General features: G+C 71.6%; 14 protein-coding genes. 6 read left to right on the top strand and 8 right to left on the bottom strand.

Annotated elements, in window-relative coordinates:
• Positions 1-4: 4 nt before the first annotated feature.
• From ACGFU6_RS34035 to ACGFU6_RS34025, 3 genes are all read right to left on the bottom strand, one after another.
• Positions 5-1,027, bottom strand: a complete 1,023-nt coding sequence (locus ACGFU6_RS34035) for an AAA family ATPase (protein WP_393616431.1) — start codon at positions 1,025-1,027, stop codon at positions 5-7.
• A 147-nt stretch (positions 1,028-1,174) separates the two neighbouring features.
• Positions 1,175-3,184: a trypsin-like peptidase domain-containing protein gene (locus ACGFU6_RS34030; protein WP_393616430.1), complete on the bottom strand. Its 2,010-nt coding sequence runs from the start codon at positions 3,182-3,184 to the stop codon at positions 1,175-1,177.
• A 56-nt stretch (positions 3,185-3,240) separates the two neighbouring features.
• Positions 3,241-3,837, bottom strand: a complete 597-nt coding sequence (locus tag ACGFU6_RS34025; RefSeq protein WP_393616429.1) for a CU044_2847 family protein — start codon at positions 3,835-3,837, stop codon at positions 3,241-3,243.
• A 309-nt stretch (positions 3,838-4,146) separates the two neighbouring features.
• Here ACGFU6_RS34025 and ACGFU6_RS34020 point away from each other — a divergent pair, with 309 nt between their 5' ends.
• On the top strand, positions 4,147-4,332 hold the full coding sequence (locus ACGFU6_RS34020) for a DUF6104 family protein (protein ID WP_064729792.1): 186 nt from the start codon (positions 4,147-4,149) through the stop codon (positions 4,330-4,332).
• 14 nt (positions 4,333-4,346) lie between these two features.
• Here ACGFU6_RS34020 and ACGFU6_RS34015 read toward each other — a convergent pair whose 3' ends face one another.
• Positions 4,347-5,192, bottom strand: coding sequence for a hypothetical protein (locus ACGFU6_RS34015; protein WP_393616428.1), 846 nt, complete (start codon positions 5,190-5,192; stop codon positions 4,347-4,349).
• A 174-nt stretch (positions 5,193-5,366) separates the two neighbouring features.
• Between ACGFU6_RS34015 and ACGFU6_RS34010 the strand changes: the two genes are divergently transcribed.
• Positions 5,367-6,224 carry a DUF4097 domain-containing protein gene (locus tag ACGFU6_RS34010; RefSeq protein ID WP_393616427.1) on the top strand — a complete coding sequence of 286 codons (858 nt, stop codon included), beginning with the start codon at positions 5,367-5,369 and terminating at the stop codon, positions 6,222-6,224.
• 1 nt (position 6,225) lies between these two features.
• Positions 6,226-7,242, top strand: coding sequence for a helix-turn-helix transcriptional regulator (locus ACGFU6_RS34005; RefSeq protein ID WP_393616426.1), 1,017 nt, complete (start codon positions 6,226-6,228; stop codon positions 7,240-7,242).
• A 114-nt stretch (positions 7,243-7,356) separates the two neighbouring features.
• On the opposite strand, the gene ACGFU6_RS34000 is transcribed toward ACGFU6_RS34005, so the two are convergent.
• From ACGFU6_RS34000 to ACGFU6_RS33985, 4 genes are all read right to left on the bottom strand, one after another.
• Positions 7,357-7,929: a Clp protease N-terminal domain-containing protein gene (locus tag ACGFU6_RS34000; protein ID WP_393616425.1), complete on the bottom strand. Its 573-nt coding sequence runs from the start codon at positions 7,927-7,929 to the stop codon at positions 7,357-7,359.
• Positions 7,929-8,138, bottom strand: a complete 210-nt coding sequence (locus ACGFU6_RS33995) for a sigma factor-like helix-turn-helix DNA-binding protein (RefSeq protein WP_123523611.1) — start codon at positions 8,136-8,138, stop codon at positions 7,929-7,931. The genes ACGFU6_RS34000 and ACGFU6_RS33995 overlap by 1 nt, the downstream gene beginning before the upstream one ends.
• Before the next feature lie 33 nt (positions 8,139-8,171).
• Positions 8,172-9,143 (bottom strand): zinc-binding dehydrogenase, encoded by a 972-nt coding sequence (locus ACGFU6_RS33990; protein ID WP_393616424.1) that lies wholly within the window; start codon positions 9,141-9,143, stop codon positions 8,172-8,174.
• Positions 9,144-9,297: 154 nt separating this feature from the next.
• The gene (locus ACGFU6_RS33985; protein ID WP_123523613.1) at positions 9,298-10,518 is read right to left on the bottom strand and encodes an NADP-dependent malic enzyme; all 1,221 of its coding nucleotides are present in this window, start codon (positions 10,516-10,518) and stop codon (positions 9,298-9,300) included.
• Between the two features lie 528 nt (positions 10,519-11,046).
• Here ACGFU6_RS33985 and ACGFU6_RS33980 point away from each other — a divergent pair.
• The 3 genes from ACGFU6_RS33980 to ACGFU6_RS33970 are packed head-to-tail and all read left to right on the top strand — an operon-like array spanning position 11,047 to position 13,753.
• Positions 11,047-12,012 (top strand): ABC transporter substrate-binding protein, encoded by a 966-nt coding sequence (locus tag ACGFU6_RS33980; protein ID WP_393616423.1) that lies wholly within the window; start codon positions 11,047-11,049, stop codon positions 12,010-12,012.
• A 29-nt stretch (positions 12,013-12,041) separates the two neighbouring features.
• A complete protein-coding gene (locus ACGFU6_RS33975; protein WP_393616422.1) occupies positions 12,042-12,995 on the top strand; it encodes an amino acid ABC transporter permease in 954 nt (317 codons plus the stop codon).
• Entirely contained in the window at positions 12,992-13,753 is a 762-nt protein-coding gene (locus ACGFU6_RS33970; RefSeq protein ID WP_393616421.1) for an amino acid ABC transporter ATP-binding protein, read from the top strand. The genes ACGFU6_RS33975 and ACGFU6_RS33970 overlap by 4 nt, the downstream gene beginning before the upstream one ends.
• Positions 13,754-13,882: the final 129 nt, after the last annotated feature.

The raw sequence follows: 13,882 nt of genomic DNA, 5'->3' as shown, positions 1-13,882 counted from the left end.
TACCTCACCTCGGCCGGTCGAGCCGCTGGATGAGCAGTTCGGCCAGCCGGTCGCGGCCGGCCGGCGCAGCGGCCTGGGTGAGATGAATGGCGTTCAACAGCTGGTCCGTGGCGAGGAGTTCACTGCGCGATCGTTCCAGGAAGCGGGTGATGAGGTCCTCGCTGGAGCGGGCCGCCTCCTCGCCCAGATGGGCCTTGACGAAGGAGGCCAGGCGCTTGTGGTCGGGGCGGTCGAGCTCCAGGTGGATACAGCGGCGCATCAGGGGTGCCGGGAAGTCCCGCTCGCCGTTGCTGGTGAGGACGACGAACGGGAACGCCCGGCACTGCACCCGGCCGCCCTTGATCCGCACCTTGTTGCCGTCGTGGTCCAGCACGTCCGCCTCGCCGTCGGGCAGCCGGTCCACGATCCGCTCCAGCTCGGGGATGGCGAACTCGCCCTCCTCCAGCACGTTGAGCAGGTCGTTCGGCAGGTCTATGTCGCTCTTGTCGAGCTCGTCGATGAGCAGCACCCGGGGCCGGTCCGAGGGCAGCAGGGCGGTGCCGAGAGGGCCGAGCCGGATGTAACTGCCCACGTTCTGGGCCGAGTCGGATCCGGCGCCGCCGCCCGCAGCCGCGTGCGAGGCGATCTGGACGTCCTGCAGCCGGGCGATCGCGTCGTAGTGGTAGAGGCCGTCCAGCAGCGTGGAGCGGCTGACGATGGGCCAGCGCAGCACCTTGCCGAATTCGAGTTCGCGGGCGACGGAGTGGGCCAGGGTGCTCTTCCCGGCCCCCGGGTCCCCGGTGACGAGCAGCGGCCGCCGCAGATACAGCGCGGCGTTGATCATTTCGAGCTCCTCGGCGCCCGGCCGGTGCTCCTCCGCGACGCGCCCCGGGATGCCGAGCCGGCGGTCGGCCGAGTCACTCCCGTCCGCCGGGACGCCCCGGCCGCCGGAGAAGTCACGCCAGGGCGGCGGGGGCGGCAACTGTGGTAATCCGTCGTGCGGTTCACCGATTCCGCGGTAGATGAGCCACTCACTGGGTTCACTCATAGCGTGGTCCTTGTGTCACTCGTCCGCCGGGGACGGCAGCTGGTCCGCCGGGGACGGCAGCCGTCGAACGTGCCTTACCGTAGCGATCAGGCGCACCCCCCGTAAGGGGACCGGCGTGGTCCTTCGGGTGATGAACGGCGCGTCCGGTCACGGCGCCTCCAGGAGTTCGTCCGAACCGGGCAGCGGATGGTGCGGATCGTCATAGAACAGGGTGATTCCGTCGGACCAGTACGTCTCGGTACGTTCCGCACTCACTGCTTTTCTCAACTCCAGCATTTTCAGAGGCAGTCCGTCACGGGACCGGGCGTCGGACACGGCCTCGGTCACCCGTCGGTGGAATTCCCGGCAGACCGTGTCGGTCTCCGTCGGCCGCCGTTGCAGCAGGGCCACTCCGAAGCCGGTCTCCAGCACCCGGACCGCCCCGGCCGTGATCTCGGGGTCCGGCCGGCTGCCGTAACGGCAGAGCACCGGCACGCTGTCATTGGCCAGGGTGCGCAGCTGCGCGACCTCCGGTACTCGTACCCGCAATTCGTTCTCGCAGTCGACGACTTCGGCCCGCGTCGCGGCGCCCGGGGTGAGCTTCCAGCGGGCCAGGCGCTCCTCGGCCGGCCCGTGGACCGAGCTGCGCAGGACCACCGGGCGCAGGACGCCGAGCGGCAGCCCGTCCGAGGGGAGCTCCCAGCGGTCGACATCGAGGCCGAACAGCGCGGGGGTGACGGCGACCTGCAGCAGGGCGGGACTGCCCGGCTCGTCGCACTGCCGGAAGGCCTCGGTCAGCGCGGCCGCGAGCCGGTCCGGCAGCGGGTCGAGCACGGCGCCCTGGCTGTCCTCGTCGACGGGCAGCATCTCTCCGGTGTGGCGGACGACGCCGATCCGCCAGTCGTAGCGGTCCCGGGCCCAGCCCTGGGGTTCCAGCGCCAGCAGGACACAGGGGCGTTCGCCGTGGCGGACGGGTTCGCCCGTCCGGACGGCGGCGCGGCGGCGGTTCTCCTCCAGGCGGAGCCGGACGGCCGCCCACTCCATGGCGAGCTGCCGGCGGAAGTCCCGGGAGAGCTCCTCCTCCGCGATCCGGTTCACCCACTCCCACAGCGACTTGGCCGCGGTCCTGGTGGAGGGCACGTCGAAGGGCCGGTCGGCCGCGAGGACGCCCATGCAGTACCGCAGGACCAGTTCGAGCGGGGCGTCCCGGTCGCGGGCGCGGGTGTCGTACAGCGCGCCCAGACCGTCGCGCCAGCCGCGGGGGGCCGGGCGGTGGTCACGGGAGTGGACGCCGGGCAGGGCGTCCAGGATGAGGAGCAGGGCGCGGGTGCTGACCGGGGGCGGGAACTCGGCGAGCCGCCCCAGCAGGACGGTCCGCCGTTTGGGGCCGAGCACGCCGCCGGGCGGGGAGGCCAGCTCGCTCTGCACGTCGGCCCAGGTCCGCCCGGTGCTGGCCGGGCTTTTGTGCCGGTCCGCGTGGTAGCGGTCGTGGGCGTGGAAGACGGACTGGTAGGTGTCGTCGGCCTCGGTCTCCACGGGCGCGGACAGCACCTTCAGGGTGCGCAGCCGCTCGATCCCCACGGCCGTTCCGCCCTGGTGGTTGTCGAGCCGCGACTTGATCACCCCGACCACCTCCCCCCGGGCGAGATCGACCACGGGCCCGCCGGACATGCCCGGCTCCAGCCAGTCCCCGTCGAGCCGGACGACCTGTTCGGCGTCGTCCGACGCGCCGTAGGACCCCTTCACCACGCAGACGCCGCTGCGCTTCAGCAGCCCGCCGCCCTGCGAGGGCGCCCAGCCCACGCAGTGGATCTCCCGGCTGCGGAGCATGGCCTCGGAGCGCTCGGTGACGTACACGCAGGTGTGATCGACGGGCCGCTGGAGCTTGATGAGCGCGAGGTCGGGAGCCGGCCAGCCGGTGAGGCCCTGCGGGCGGGCGCCGGGCATCGCGACGACGACCTTGCCCGGCACCTCGCTCAGTTCGGTGCTGTAGCGGTCCTTCTTGAACCACACGCTCACCACGCCCCCCTCCCCCCGCATCGCCACGTGCGCACACGTGAGGATCCAGCTCGGGGCGATGAAGAAACCGCTCCCCAGGAACTCCCCGCCGGGTCCGTCATGGGCATACCCGGCCCCGGCGCGATGGATGCGCACGGTCGCGTCATGCACGAGGCCCATGAGAGCAGTCTCCGACTGCCCCGGGCCCCCCTCTGCGCCCCCGTCGCCCTCGGGGCTCATGCCCCGCCGCCGTCGGTGTCGTCCGCCCCGTCCGGATGCGCCGGGGCGCCGGGGGACGCACCGGCGGGCGGGCCGGGGGGCGCGGGCGCCGGTGCGACCGGCGGGGCTCCCGGGGGCGCGAACGGAACCGGTGGCGGGTACGCCGGTGTCCCGGCGGGCACGGGGGCCTGCGCGGGTACGGGGGCAGGCGCGGGTACGGGGGCAGGCGCGGGCGGGGGCGGGTCGACGGGCGGTCCGCCGCCGTTCCAGGTGAGCGTGACCTTGATGGCTCCCTTGGCCTCGCCGTCCGCGAGGAGCCCGACGATCCGGCCCGACTTGGCGGTGAGCTCGATCCCGAACTCGACGCTGACCTCGTCCGGCCGCACGGCGCGCAGCGGCACGGCGAGCGAACGCGCGACGCTGGTCACCACGCCTTGCAGGCTCTCGACCCGGGCCTGCACCTGGTCCGCGATGTCACCGAACCCGGTGTCCGTGTACGTCGGACCGGACCCGGGTGCCGGACCGTCCAGCTCCTCGGCTCCCGAGATCCGGGCCCAGACCGGCGTGCCGTCCGGCATCTCAATGCGCGTAATACGGGCCACACTGTCGCTCATGACACCCCCCGTTCCCCAACTACCCGCAGGTTAACGGCCGTAGTCGGCCGATGCGAGGTAGTTGGACATGACGCAGATGCTCGGCGGGCCGGTTCTCGGCCGGTCCGCACGGCCGGGAGCGCCCTCCTGCGTTCGGGTCGGCCGCCCAGCGGGGAAAGGGCCCGGAGGGACCCGTCAGGCCGCACCCGGACGCCGGGCGGCGGGTGCGTACGGTGGCGTCCTCCACGAGGCCTCTCGGGGCATGGCGCGTGGCGGGCTTCACGACGACCTGCGGCGTGCGGGGCCAACGCGCTTCACTAAACTTGCGCCATGTACTTCACCGACCGCGGTATCGAGGAGCTGGAGAAGCGGCGAGGCGAGGAAGAGGTCACTTTCGAGTGGCTCGCCGAGCAGCTGCGCACCTTCGTCGATCTGAACCCCGACTTCGAGGTGCCTGTCGAGCGCCTTGCCACCTGGCTGGCCCGGCTGGACGACGAGGACGAAGACGAGGACTGATCAGCACCGGACGTTCAGGCCCCGTCCGGCCCCTCGCCCCTGATCCGGTCGTACGCGAGGCCGAGGGCGCCGTGCGCCATCAGCAACGCCCCGGCGAAGACCCAGCCGCCGCTGCGCCGGCCGGCCCCCCAGAGGGCGAGCGGGAGTCCGGCGGCCAGCTGGGCGCCGGCCAGGGCGCGGGCCCGGGGCCCGCGCATCCAGGGGCCCATGCGGCTGTTCTCGACCGCGTCGAGCTCGACCCTGACCGCATCGCGCCAGCCGGCCCACGCGATCCGTTCGGCCTCGGGCCCGGCACCCGCTCCGGCGGTCAGCGCGGCGGCGGGTTCGCCGGGGTCCAGGCCGGCCGGGAGCGTCAGCCCGATGCGGGTGAGGACGGCGAGCAGCCCGCGCAGCCGGGTGCGGGCGTCCGCCTGAGGGTCGGGGCGGGTGAGGGCTTCGAGCGCCTGGACGTCCGGTACGGGATCGAGGCCGAGCCGCTCGGCGAACGTACGCATCGCCTCGTCCTCGCCCACCGGGGTCCCGTCCGCGAGCCAGACGTAGCCGACCGGCCGGCGGAAGCCGCCCGCCAGGGTGTACCCGGCCCGGTCGCCGTCCCACCAGAGCGCGAGGACCGGCCAGGTGGAGCCGACCGCGAGTGCGGCGGCCCAGCCGCCCAGCACCCGGTCGACGGGCTCGGCGGACTCCCCCGCGCCCCGTTCACGCCGGTCCTGCCAGGGCGTTCCCTCGGGCACGAGGACGCTCCACCCGTCCCCGGCGGGCGCGAGCAGCATCCGTTCGCGCAGCAGGTGGGCGACCGGCCGTACGGCATCGGGTTCTGACCGGCACAGCAGCAGTGCGCCCACGGGTGATGTCGCGTCCATGCGTCACACCGTAAGACAGTTCAGCTTGATTCATCACTCTTTAAGGCGATTTGGCCTACCAGCCTCACCTCACCGTCCGGCCCGGCCGGCCTTGACTTCCCCGATCCGCGATATATCGTGTTCCGCAAGAGACGCGATATGTTGCGTCGTTCGCGCTCCCGGGAGGTCAGATCCATGCCTGAGTCGACGTGGGCCATCGCCGAGCCTCAGAAACTCACCTTCGACGAACCCGTGACGGCACTCAGGGTGCGCATCGTCAACGGCACGGTCAATGTCGTCGGCACCGACGAACCGACCACGCGGCTCGAGGTCACCGGGATCGAGGGACCGCCGCTGACCGTGACCCAGCAGGACGGCGTCCTCACCGTCACCTACGAGGACCTGGCCTGGCAGGGCCTCCTCAAGTGGTTCGACCGCAAGGGCTGGCACCGCAACGCGGCCGTCTCCCTCGCCGTCCCCGCCGGATCGCGCGTGGAGGTCGGCGTGGTCGGCGCCGGGGCGTTCGTCTCCGGAATCCGCGGCCGTACGGACGTACGCGGCGTCACCGGCGACACCACCCTCGTCGGGCTCGCCGGCCCGGTCGGCGCGGAGACCGTGTCCGGCAACGTGGAGGCCCAGGCCGTCACCGGTGACCTGCGCTTCCACTCGGTCTCGGGCGATCTGACGGTCATCGAGGGCGCCGGCACCTCCGTACAGGCCGAGTCGGTCAGCGGCGACATGGTGCTCGACCTGGACGCGACCGGGCAGCCGACGGACATCCGGCTCACCACCGTCTCCGGCGAGGTCGCCATCCGGCTGCCGCACCCGGCGGACGCGAAGGTGGAGGCGAACACCGCGAGCGGCTCCGTCTCCAACGGCTTCGAGGACCTCCGGGTCAACGGCCAGTGGGGCGCGAAGCGGATCACCGGCACGCTCGGCTCCGGGACCGGGACACTGAAGGCGACAACGGTCTCGGGATCCATCGCCCTCCTCCGCCGCCCACCCGCGGAGGACGACGCGCACGACGCCGAGCCGACCGGAAAGGTGCTCTGACATGCCCCCCGTATTCGCCCACGGCCGCCTGCGCCTCTACCTGCTGAAGCTGCTCGACGAGGCGCCCCGCCACGGCTACGAGGTGATCCGGCTGCTGGAGGAGCGCTTCCAGGGGCTGTACGCACCATCGGCCGGCACGGTCTACCCGCGGCTGGCCAAGCTGGAGGCCGAGGGCCTGGTCACCCACGCCACCGAGGGCGGCCGCAAGGTCTACTCGATCACCGACGCCGGCCGCGCCGAACTCGCGGGCCGCACCGGCGAGCTCGCCGATCTGGAGCTGGAGATCCGGGAGTCGGTCTCCGAGCTGGCCGCCGAGATCCGCGACGACGTGCGAGGGGCGGCCGGCAAGCTGCGCAGCGACATGCGCGCCGCCGCCGACGAGTCCCGGCACACCACCGGCTCCCGTCCGGGCGGGAAGGCCGGCAAGGAGTCCCCCTTCGGCGGATTCGGGGACTTCGGCGGCCTCGGCGATCTGTCCGACCTCAGCGACAAGGAGGCGTGGCGGACCGCGAAGGAGGAACTGCGCAAGGCCAGACAGGAGTGGAAGGAGCAGGCCCGCCGGGCGAAGGACGAGTCGCGCCGCGCCCGCGAGGACGCCCAGCAGGCCCGCCGCCAGGCCAAGGAGGCCCAGGACCGGGCGCGCGAGCAGATGCAGAACGCCGCCCGCCAGGTCCAGGAGCACTTCGCCCGGGGCGACTGGCCGGCCGGAGTACGGGAGGGCCTGGCGGAGATCACCGGCCAGCTGGGCGGCTTCGCCCGCACCGGTGGCCGGCCTCCCCGCACCGAGCCCGAGCCCGCCGGCGCCGACCCGGACTGGGGCAAGGACTCGGGCGGTACGGGTGACCCGGCACGCGATCTGGACCGCCTGCTCGACCGCTTCCGCGACGACATCCGGGACGCCGCCAGGGACCGGGGGGTGACGGAGGAGCAGCTCACGGACGCCCGCCGCCACCTGTCGACGGCGGCGGCCCACATCGGGGCGCTGCTGCGGAAGGACCCCGACGGCGGCACGAAGTAGGGGACGCGGAGGCGAGGGGCGACACAGGGGGACGCCGAGGCGAGGGGGGACGCGGAGGCGAGGGGGGACGCGGAGGCGAGGGGCGGCCGGGGGAGAACCCGGGCCGCCCCTCCCTCAGCCCGCCCTGCGGTCCTGCCGCGCGCCGCCGTCCCCGTAGAGCGCGCGCTCGATCGCCGCGTAGCTCGCACCGTGCTCGGCGAGCACGTCGGCGACGACACCGGGGGACGCGGCCAGGGCCAGGAGCAGGTGTTCCTCGCCGATGAACCCGTCGCCCCGGCCGAGCGCGATGCGCAGGGACTTCTCCAGGATCGTCTTGGACCCGCGGGTGAACCGGCCGCCGATCCGTCTGCGGCGGTCCGCCTGCCCGTCCCGCAGGGCCCCCTCGCCGTGCGCCTCCTCGACGCGGGAGACGATCGCGGTGAGGTCGATGCCGATGCCCGCGAGGGCGTCGGCGTCGGCCTTCGTCATGCCGCCCCGCCTGCGCGCTTCGGCCAGTGCGGCCTCCACCGACGCCCTGCGGTCCGCGAGACCCAGCGAGGCGGCGGCGAAGGAGGCCCGGCCGCCCTCCTGGTCCAGCAGCGCGAGCAGCAGATGCTCCTCGGTGACCGGGCCCGCCCCGGTCCGGTCGGCACGGGTGACGGCACCGGTCACGGTGGCGCGGGCGCCCTTGGTGAATCGCTCGAACATCAATGCCTCCCGTACTTCTTGTGCACGGCCTGGCGGCTGACGCCCAGTTCGGCCGCGATCTCCTGCCACGACCAGCCCTGGACCCGGGCGCTTCTGACTTGTACGGCTTCGAGTTGTTCCAGCAGTCGTCGCAGCGCGGCGACCGACCGCAGCCCCACCCGGGGGTCGTGGTCGCCGGCGCGTGCGGCGAGTTCCGTCGCTTCGGTCATAGCTGTCAACTTACATTGACACGCCCTCGCGCGTCAATCCTGGTTGACGGTCAGCACGATCTTCCCGAACTGGTCACCCGAGGCGAGGCGCTCGAAGCCCTCCCGGGCCCGGTCCAGCGGCAGCACCTCGTCGATGACGGGCCGCACCCCGGTGGTCGCGCAGAACGCCAGCAGGTCCTCCAGTTCGTCCTTGGACCCCATCGTCGAGCCGACGATCTTCAGCTCCAGGAAGAAGATCCGGGTCAGTTCGGCGTGCGAGGGACGGTCGCCGCTGGTGGCGCCCGAGATGACCAGCGTGCCGCCGGGGCGCAGGGACTTGACGGAGTGGGACCAGGTCGCGGCGCCGACCGTCTCGATGACGGCGTCGACGCGGTGGGGCAGTCGCGCGCCGGGCTCGTACGCCTCGACGGCGCCGAGCTCGACGGCCCGCTTGCGCCTGGCCTCGTCGCGGCTGGTGGCGTAGATCCGCAGTCCGGCGGCCCGGCCGAGCACGATCGCGGCGGTCGCGACACCGCCGCCGGCACCCTGGACGAGCACGGAGTCGCCGGGCCGTACCCCGGCGTTGGTGAAGAGCATCCGGTACGCGGTCAGCCAGGCGGTGGGCAGACAGGCGGCCTGCTCGAAGGTGAGCTCCTTCGGCTTGGGCAGCACGTTCCACGTGGGGACGGTGACCTGCTCGGCGAAGGTGCCCTGGTGGCGTTCGGTGAGGATGGAGCGGGGCTCGTCCGGCCCGACCCCGTGTCCGGTCTGGCCGATGACGGAGTGCAGGACCACCTCGTTGCCGTCCTGGTCGGTCCCGGCGGCGTCGCAGCCGAGGATCATCGGCAGCTTGTCCTCAGCGAGGCCGACGCCGCGCAGGGACCAGAGGTCGTGGTGGTTGAGGGAGGCGGCCCGGACGTTGACGGTGGTCCAGCCCGGACGGACGCCAGGAGCGGGGCGTTCGCCCAGCTCAAGGCCGTTGAGGGGGTGGTCGCGGTCGAGGCGGGATGCGTAGGCGGCGAACATGGGGCCGACGATAGGCCGGGCGGCGGTCCGGTGTAACCGGCTGCGGGTGTGACACGCGCCGCGCAAAAACAAGCCTCACCGGCGATCGAGGAGCGGGGGTCCGGGGGGCGCGCCCCCGAAAGGGGCGGCGCCCCCCGACCCCCGCCTCAGAACGTCAGCGCCGGGCCACACCCTCCGCACGGGCCGCCGCGGCGACGGCCGCCGTGACCGCCGGGGCGACCCGCTCGTCGAACGGCGACGGGATCACGTAGTCGGCGGCCAGCTCGTCGCCCACCACGTCCGCCAGCGCGTTCGCCGCGGCGATCTTCATGCCCTCGGTGATCCGGGACGCCCGCACCTGGAGCGCGCCGGCGAAGATACCGGGGAACGCCAGCACGTTGTTGATCTGGTTCGGGTAGTCGGAGCGCCCGGTCGCCACGACGGCCGCGTACTTGTGCGCGATGTCGGGGTGCACCTCGGGGTTCGGGTTCGCCATGGCGAAGACGAACGCGCCGGGTGCCATCGAGGCGACGGCCGGCTCCGGGACCGTACCGCCGGAGACGCCGATGAAGACGTCCGCGCCGGCCAGGGCGGTGTCCAGCGGCCCGGAGATGCCGGCCTTGTTCGTGAGCGCGGCCAGCTCCCGCTTGACGTCGGTCAGGTCCTCGCGGTCCCGGCTGACGATGCCCTTGCGGTCGGCGACCGCGACGTCCCCGAGCCCCGCCTCCAGCAGGAACTTGGCGATGGCCACGCCGGCCGCGCCCGCGCCGGAGATGACGGCGCGCAGATCCCCGAGGCTGCGCCCGGACAGCTTCGCGGCGTTGCGCAGAGCGGCGAGCGTGACCACGGCGGTGCCGTGCTGGTCGTCGTGGAAGACCGGGATGTCGAGCCGCTCCTGGAGCTTGCGCTCGATCTCGAAGCAGCGCGGGGCCGAGATGTCCTCCAGGTTCACGCCGCCGAAGGACGGGGCGAGCCTGACGACGGTCTCGACGATTTCGTCCGCGTCGGTGGTCGCGAGCGCGATCGGCACCGCGTCGACGCCACCGAACTGCTTGAACAGGATCGCCTTGCCCTCCATCACCGGGAGGGAGGCCTCGGGTCCGATGTCCCCGAGCCCCAGCACCGCGGTGCCGTCCGTCACGACGGCGACGACCTGCGACTTCCAGGTGTAGTCGTGGACGAGTTCGGGATTCTCCGCGATCGCGCTGCACACCTTCGCCACACCGGGCGTGTACGCGAGGGAGAGGTCGTCCTTGTCCCGGATCGGGACGGTGGCTTGCACGGCCATCTTCCCGCCCCGGTGGAGGGCGAAGGCCGGATCGAACGGCTCGTCGGTCGCACTGCCGGTGCTGTCCGTACTGCTGTCGCTGCGAGGATTGACGATCTCCGCTGCCATGGTGTTGACCCCTTAAGTCTTCATCGTTTGAGGGTGGCCACTCCTGGTTGAGGAGGGGTGGGCGGGCACCGCGTACGTGCCCTGCGCCAGGCGGTTGGCCCGCCACGGCAGGGGGAGAGAGGTACGTACGCGCGGGCGCGCCGCACACGCGCCCTGAGCCCCGGATGAGGGGTGTAAACGTCTTTCATACCGGACGGACCGGGTCATGGACGAGTCCATACCCGCTCGGTGACGTGACTCATAGCCCAATATCTGGACAAAGCCCGCCTCGCGAAGAATGAGTGTCCACCGACCGAGACGCACCGCAGATTCTGCGGCCGCAGGAAAGAAACCCCATAGAAGGTCCGGCCTTGGTGTACCGGCCTCGTGAGGATCGGGGATCGCCCGTTACCCGATTTTGACATGACCGGCCCCCTGATTGCGCTGGTCCGAATGGCAAGATGCCGTAATCGCACACGGCGGCGACACCCGACGACGTGTGCCACACCGCCTGGCAACACCACCCTCATCTGCCGGAGGAACCCGATCATGACCGCAAGCAAGACTCGTCGTACGACCGCGAAGTCCCGGATCGCAGCGGTCGGCGCCATCGCGGTCGCCGGCACCATGCTGCTGACCGCCTGTGGCGACCAGACGAAGAACAACTCCAGCGACTCCGCCTCCACGAAGGCGAGCGACGGCGCCGCCGCCTCCCCCGCCGACCTCCTCCCGCCCGAGATCAAGTCCAAGGGCGTCATCAAGGTCGGCTCGGACATCGCGTACCCGCCGGTCGAGTTCAAGGACAAGTCCGGCAAGACGGTCGGCATCGACCCGGACCTCGCCGCGGCCCTCGGCAAGCAGCTGGGCGTGGAGTTCCAGTTCGAGAACGGCACGTTCGACACGCTGGTCACGGGTCTGCGCTCCAAGCGCTACGACCTGGCCATGTCGGCGATGACCGACACCAAGGAGCGCCAGGAGGGCATCGACCCCGAGACGAAGAAGAAGGTCGGTGAGGGCGTCGACTTCATCGACTACTTCACCGCCGGCGTCTCGATCTACACCAAGAAGGGTGACGACCAGGGGATCAAGGCCTGGTCCGACCTCTGCGGCAAGAAGATCGCCGTCCAGCGCAACACCGTCTCGCACGACCTGGCCAAGTCCGAGTCGAAGAAGTGCACCGGTGGCAAGAAGATCGCCATCGAGCCGTACGACAACGACCTGGAGGCCCAGACCCGGCTGCGCTCCGGCGGCGCCGACGCCGGCTCCTCCGACTTCCCGGTCGCCGCGTACGCGGTGAAGACCTCGGGCGGCGGCAAGGACTTCCAGATCGTCGGCGACCAGGTCGAGGCGGCCCCGTACGGCATCGCCATCGCCAAGGGCAACGACCAGCTCACCAAGGCCGTCAAGGCGGCCATGGACGCGATCATCAAGAGCGGCGAGTACGAGAAGATCATCGCCAAGTGGGGCGTCGAGGCCGGTGCGGTCACCGAGGCCAAGCTGAACGGCGGATCGTGACCGGGCTACGGCACTGAGAGGCATCAGCCGTGATTGACACCGAGAAGCCGGGCCCGGCCGACGAGCAGCCGCCCACTCCACCCACCCCGGTGGCCGCGCCCGAGGCGATCAGAGCCATCCCGGTCCGGCACTACGGCCGGTACGTGTCGGCGGTCATCGCCATCGCCGCACTGGCCGCGATCATCTACGCCTTCAGCCAGGGCAAGATCAACTGGGGCGCGATCCCGGACTACTTCTTCGACGACCGGATCATCAAGGGCGTCGGCCAGACCCTGCTGCTGACCGCCCTGTCCATGGTGATCGGCGTGGTCGGCGGCATCCTGCTGGCCGTCATGCGCCTGTCGAAGAACCCGGTGACCTCGTCGATCGCGTGGTCCTACATCTGGTTCTTCCGCGGGACCCCGGTCCTGGTCCAGCTGTTCGTCTGGTTCAACCTGGGGCTGGTCTTCGAGTACATCAACCTCGGGCCGATCTACAAGGACTACTGGTCGAGCTTCATGACGCCGCTGCTGACGGCGCTGCTCGGCCTCGGCCTCAACGAGGCCGCGTACATGGCGGAGATCTGCCGGGCCGGCCTGCTCTCGGTCGACGAGGGCCAGACGGAGGCGTCCCACGCGCTGGGCATGAGCCACGCCAAGACCCTGCGACGCGTCGTGATCCCGCAGGCCATGCGGGTGATCGTGCCGCCGACGGGCAACGAGGTCATCAACATGCTCAAGACCACCTCACTGGTGGCCGCCGTGCAGTTCTACGAACTCTTCAAATACGCCCAGGACATCGGATCCGGTTCGGGGTCACCCGTGGAGATGTACTTCCTCGCCGCGGCCTGGTACCTGATCATGACCTCGGTGCTGAGCGTCGGGCAGTACTACCTGGAGCGGTACTACGCCCGAGGCTCCAGCCGCAGCCTGCCGCCCACCCCGATGCAGAAGATCCGGGCCAACCTGCTGTCGCTGGGCCGCCCGAAGGGAGGCATGGCATGACCGCCATGGTGAAGGCCGAGGGCGTCCACAAGTCCTTCGGCGCAGCGCACATCCTCAAGGGCATCGACCTGGAGGTCGCCCCGCGCGAGGTCTTCTGTCTGATCGGCCCGTCCGGTTCCGGCAAGTCGACGTTCCTGCGGTGCATCAACCACCTGGAACAGGTCAGCGCCGGCCGGCTGTCCGTCGACGGCGAGCTGGTGGGCTACCGCCAGAAGGGCGACAAGCTCTACGAGCTCAAGGACAGCGAGGTCGCCCTGAAGCGCCGGGACATCGGCATGGTGTTCCAGCGCTTCAACCTGTTCCCGCACATGACGGCGATCGAGAACGTCATGGAGGCCCCGGTCCAGGTCAGGCGCGAGTCCAAGGCCGTCGCCCGCGCGCGGGCGACCCAGCTCCTGGACCGGGTCGGCCTGTCCGACAAGGCGAACAGCTACCCCTCGCAGCTCTCCGGCGGCCAGCAGCAGCGGGTGGCCATCGCCCGCGCACTGGCCATGGAGCCGAAGCTGATGCTCTTCGACGAGCCCACGTCGGCGCTCGACCCGGAGCTGGTGGGCGATGTCCTGGACGTCATGCGCGGTCTCGCCGAGGACGGCATGACGATGATCGTCGTGACCCACGAGATGGGCTTCGCCCGCGAGGTGGGGGACGCGCTGGTCTTCATGGACGACGGCGTGGTGGTCGAATCGGGCCACCCGCGCGACGTACTGACCAACCCGCAGCACGACCGGACGAAGTCGTTCCTGTCCAAGGTGCTCTAGGACGGTACGAGGAGGGGAGGGGGGGGGGGGGGGGCCCGGGGGGGGCCCCCCCCCCCCCCCCGGGGGGGGGGGGGGCGCCCGGGCGGGGGGGGGGGCGGTGTTGGGGAGCAGCGGCCGGCGGGGCCAACG

This window comes from Streptomyces sp. NPDC048462, from assembly GCF_043200175.1.
In the GTDB taxonomy this organism is placed as follows: Bacteria; Actinomycetota; Actinomycetes; order Streptomycetales; family Streptomycetaceae; genus Streptomyces.
This window is presented reverse-complemented; position numbering and strand designations above follow the sequence as displayed.

Excerpts from the sequence above, each read along its gene's own strand:
- ACGFU6_RS33985 (WP_123523613.1), bottom strand. The coding sequence starts at position 10,518 with ATGGCAGCGGAGATCGTCAATCCTCGCAGCGACAGCAGTACGGACAGC.
- ACGFU6_RS34005 (WP_393616426.1), top strand. The coding sequence starts at position 6,226 with ATGCCCCCCGTATTCGCCCACGGCCGCCTGCGCCTCTACCTGCTGAAG.
- ACGFU6_RS34020 (WP_064729792.1), top strand. The coding sequence starts at position 4,147 with ATGTACTTCACCGACCGCGGTATCGAGGAGCTGGAGAAGCGGCGAGGC.
- ACGFU6_RS34015 (WP_393616428.1), bottom strand. The coding sequence starts at position 5,192 with ATGGACGCGACATCACCCGTGGGCGCACTGCTGCTGTGCCGGTCAGAA.
- ACGFU6_RS33980 (WP_393616423.1), top strand. The coding sequence starts at position 11,047 with ATGACCGCAAGCAAGACTCGTCGTACGACCGCGAAGTCCCGGATCGCA.
- ACGFU6_RS34030 (WP_393616430.1), bottom strand. The coding sequence starts at position 3,184 with ATGGGCCTCGTGCATGACGCGACCGTGCGCATCCATCGCGCCGGGGCC.
- ACGFU6_RS34010 (WP_393616427.1), top strand. The coding sequence starts at position 5,367 with ATGCCTGAGTCGACGTGGGCCATCGCCGAGCCTCAGAAACTCACCTTC.
- ACGFU6_RS33995 (WP_123523611.1), bottom strand. The coding sequence starts at position 8,138 with ATGACCGAAGCGACGGAACTCGCCGCACGCGCCGGCGACCACGACCCC.
- ACGFU6_RS34035 (WP_393616431.1), bottom strand. The coding sequence starts at position 1,027 with ATGAGTGAACCCAGTGAGTGGCTCATCTACCGCGGAATCGGTGAACCG.
- ACGFU6_RS33990 (WP_393616424.1), bottom strand. The coding sequence starts at position 9,143 with ATGTTCGCCGCCTACGCATCCCGCCTCGACCGCGACCACCCCCTCAAC.
- ACGFU6_RS34025 (WP_393616429.1), bottom strand. The coding sequence starts at position 3,837 with ATGAGCGACAGTGTGGCCCGTATTACGCGCATTGAGATGCCGGACGGC.
- ACGFU6_RS33970 (WP_393616421.1), top strand. The coding sequence starts at position 12,992 with ATGACCGCCATGGTGAAGGCCGAGGGCGTCCACAAGTCCTTCGGCGCA.
- ACGFU6_RS34000 (WP_393616425.1), bottom strand. The coding sequence starts at position 7,929 with ATGTTCGAGCGATTCACCAAGGGCGCCCGCGCCACCGTGACCGGTGCC.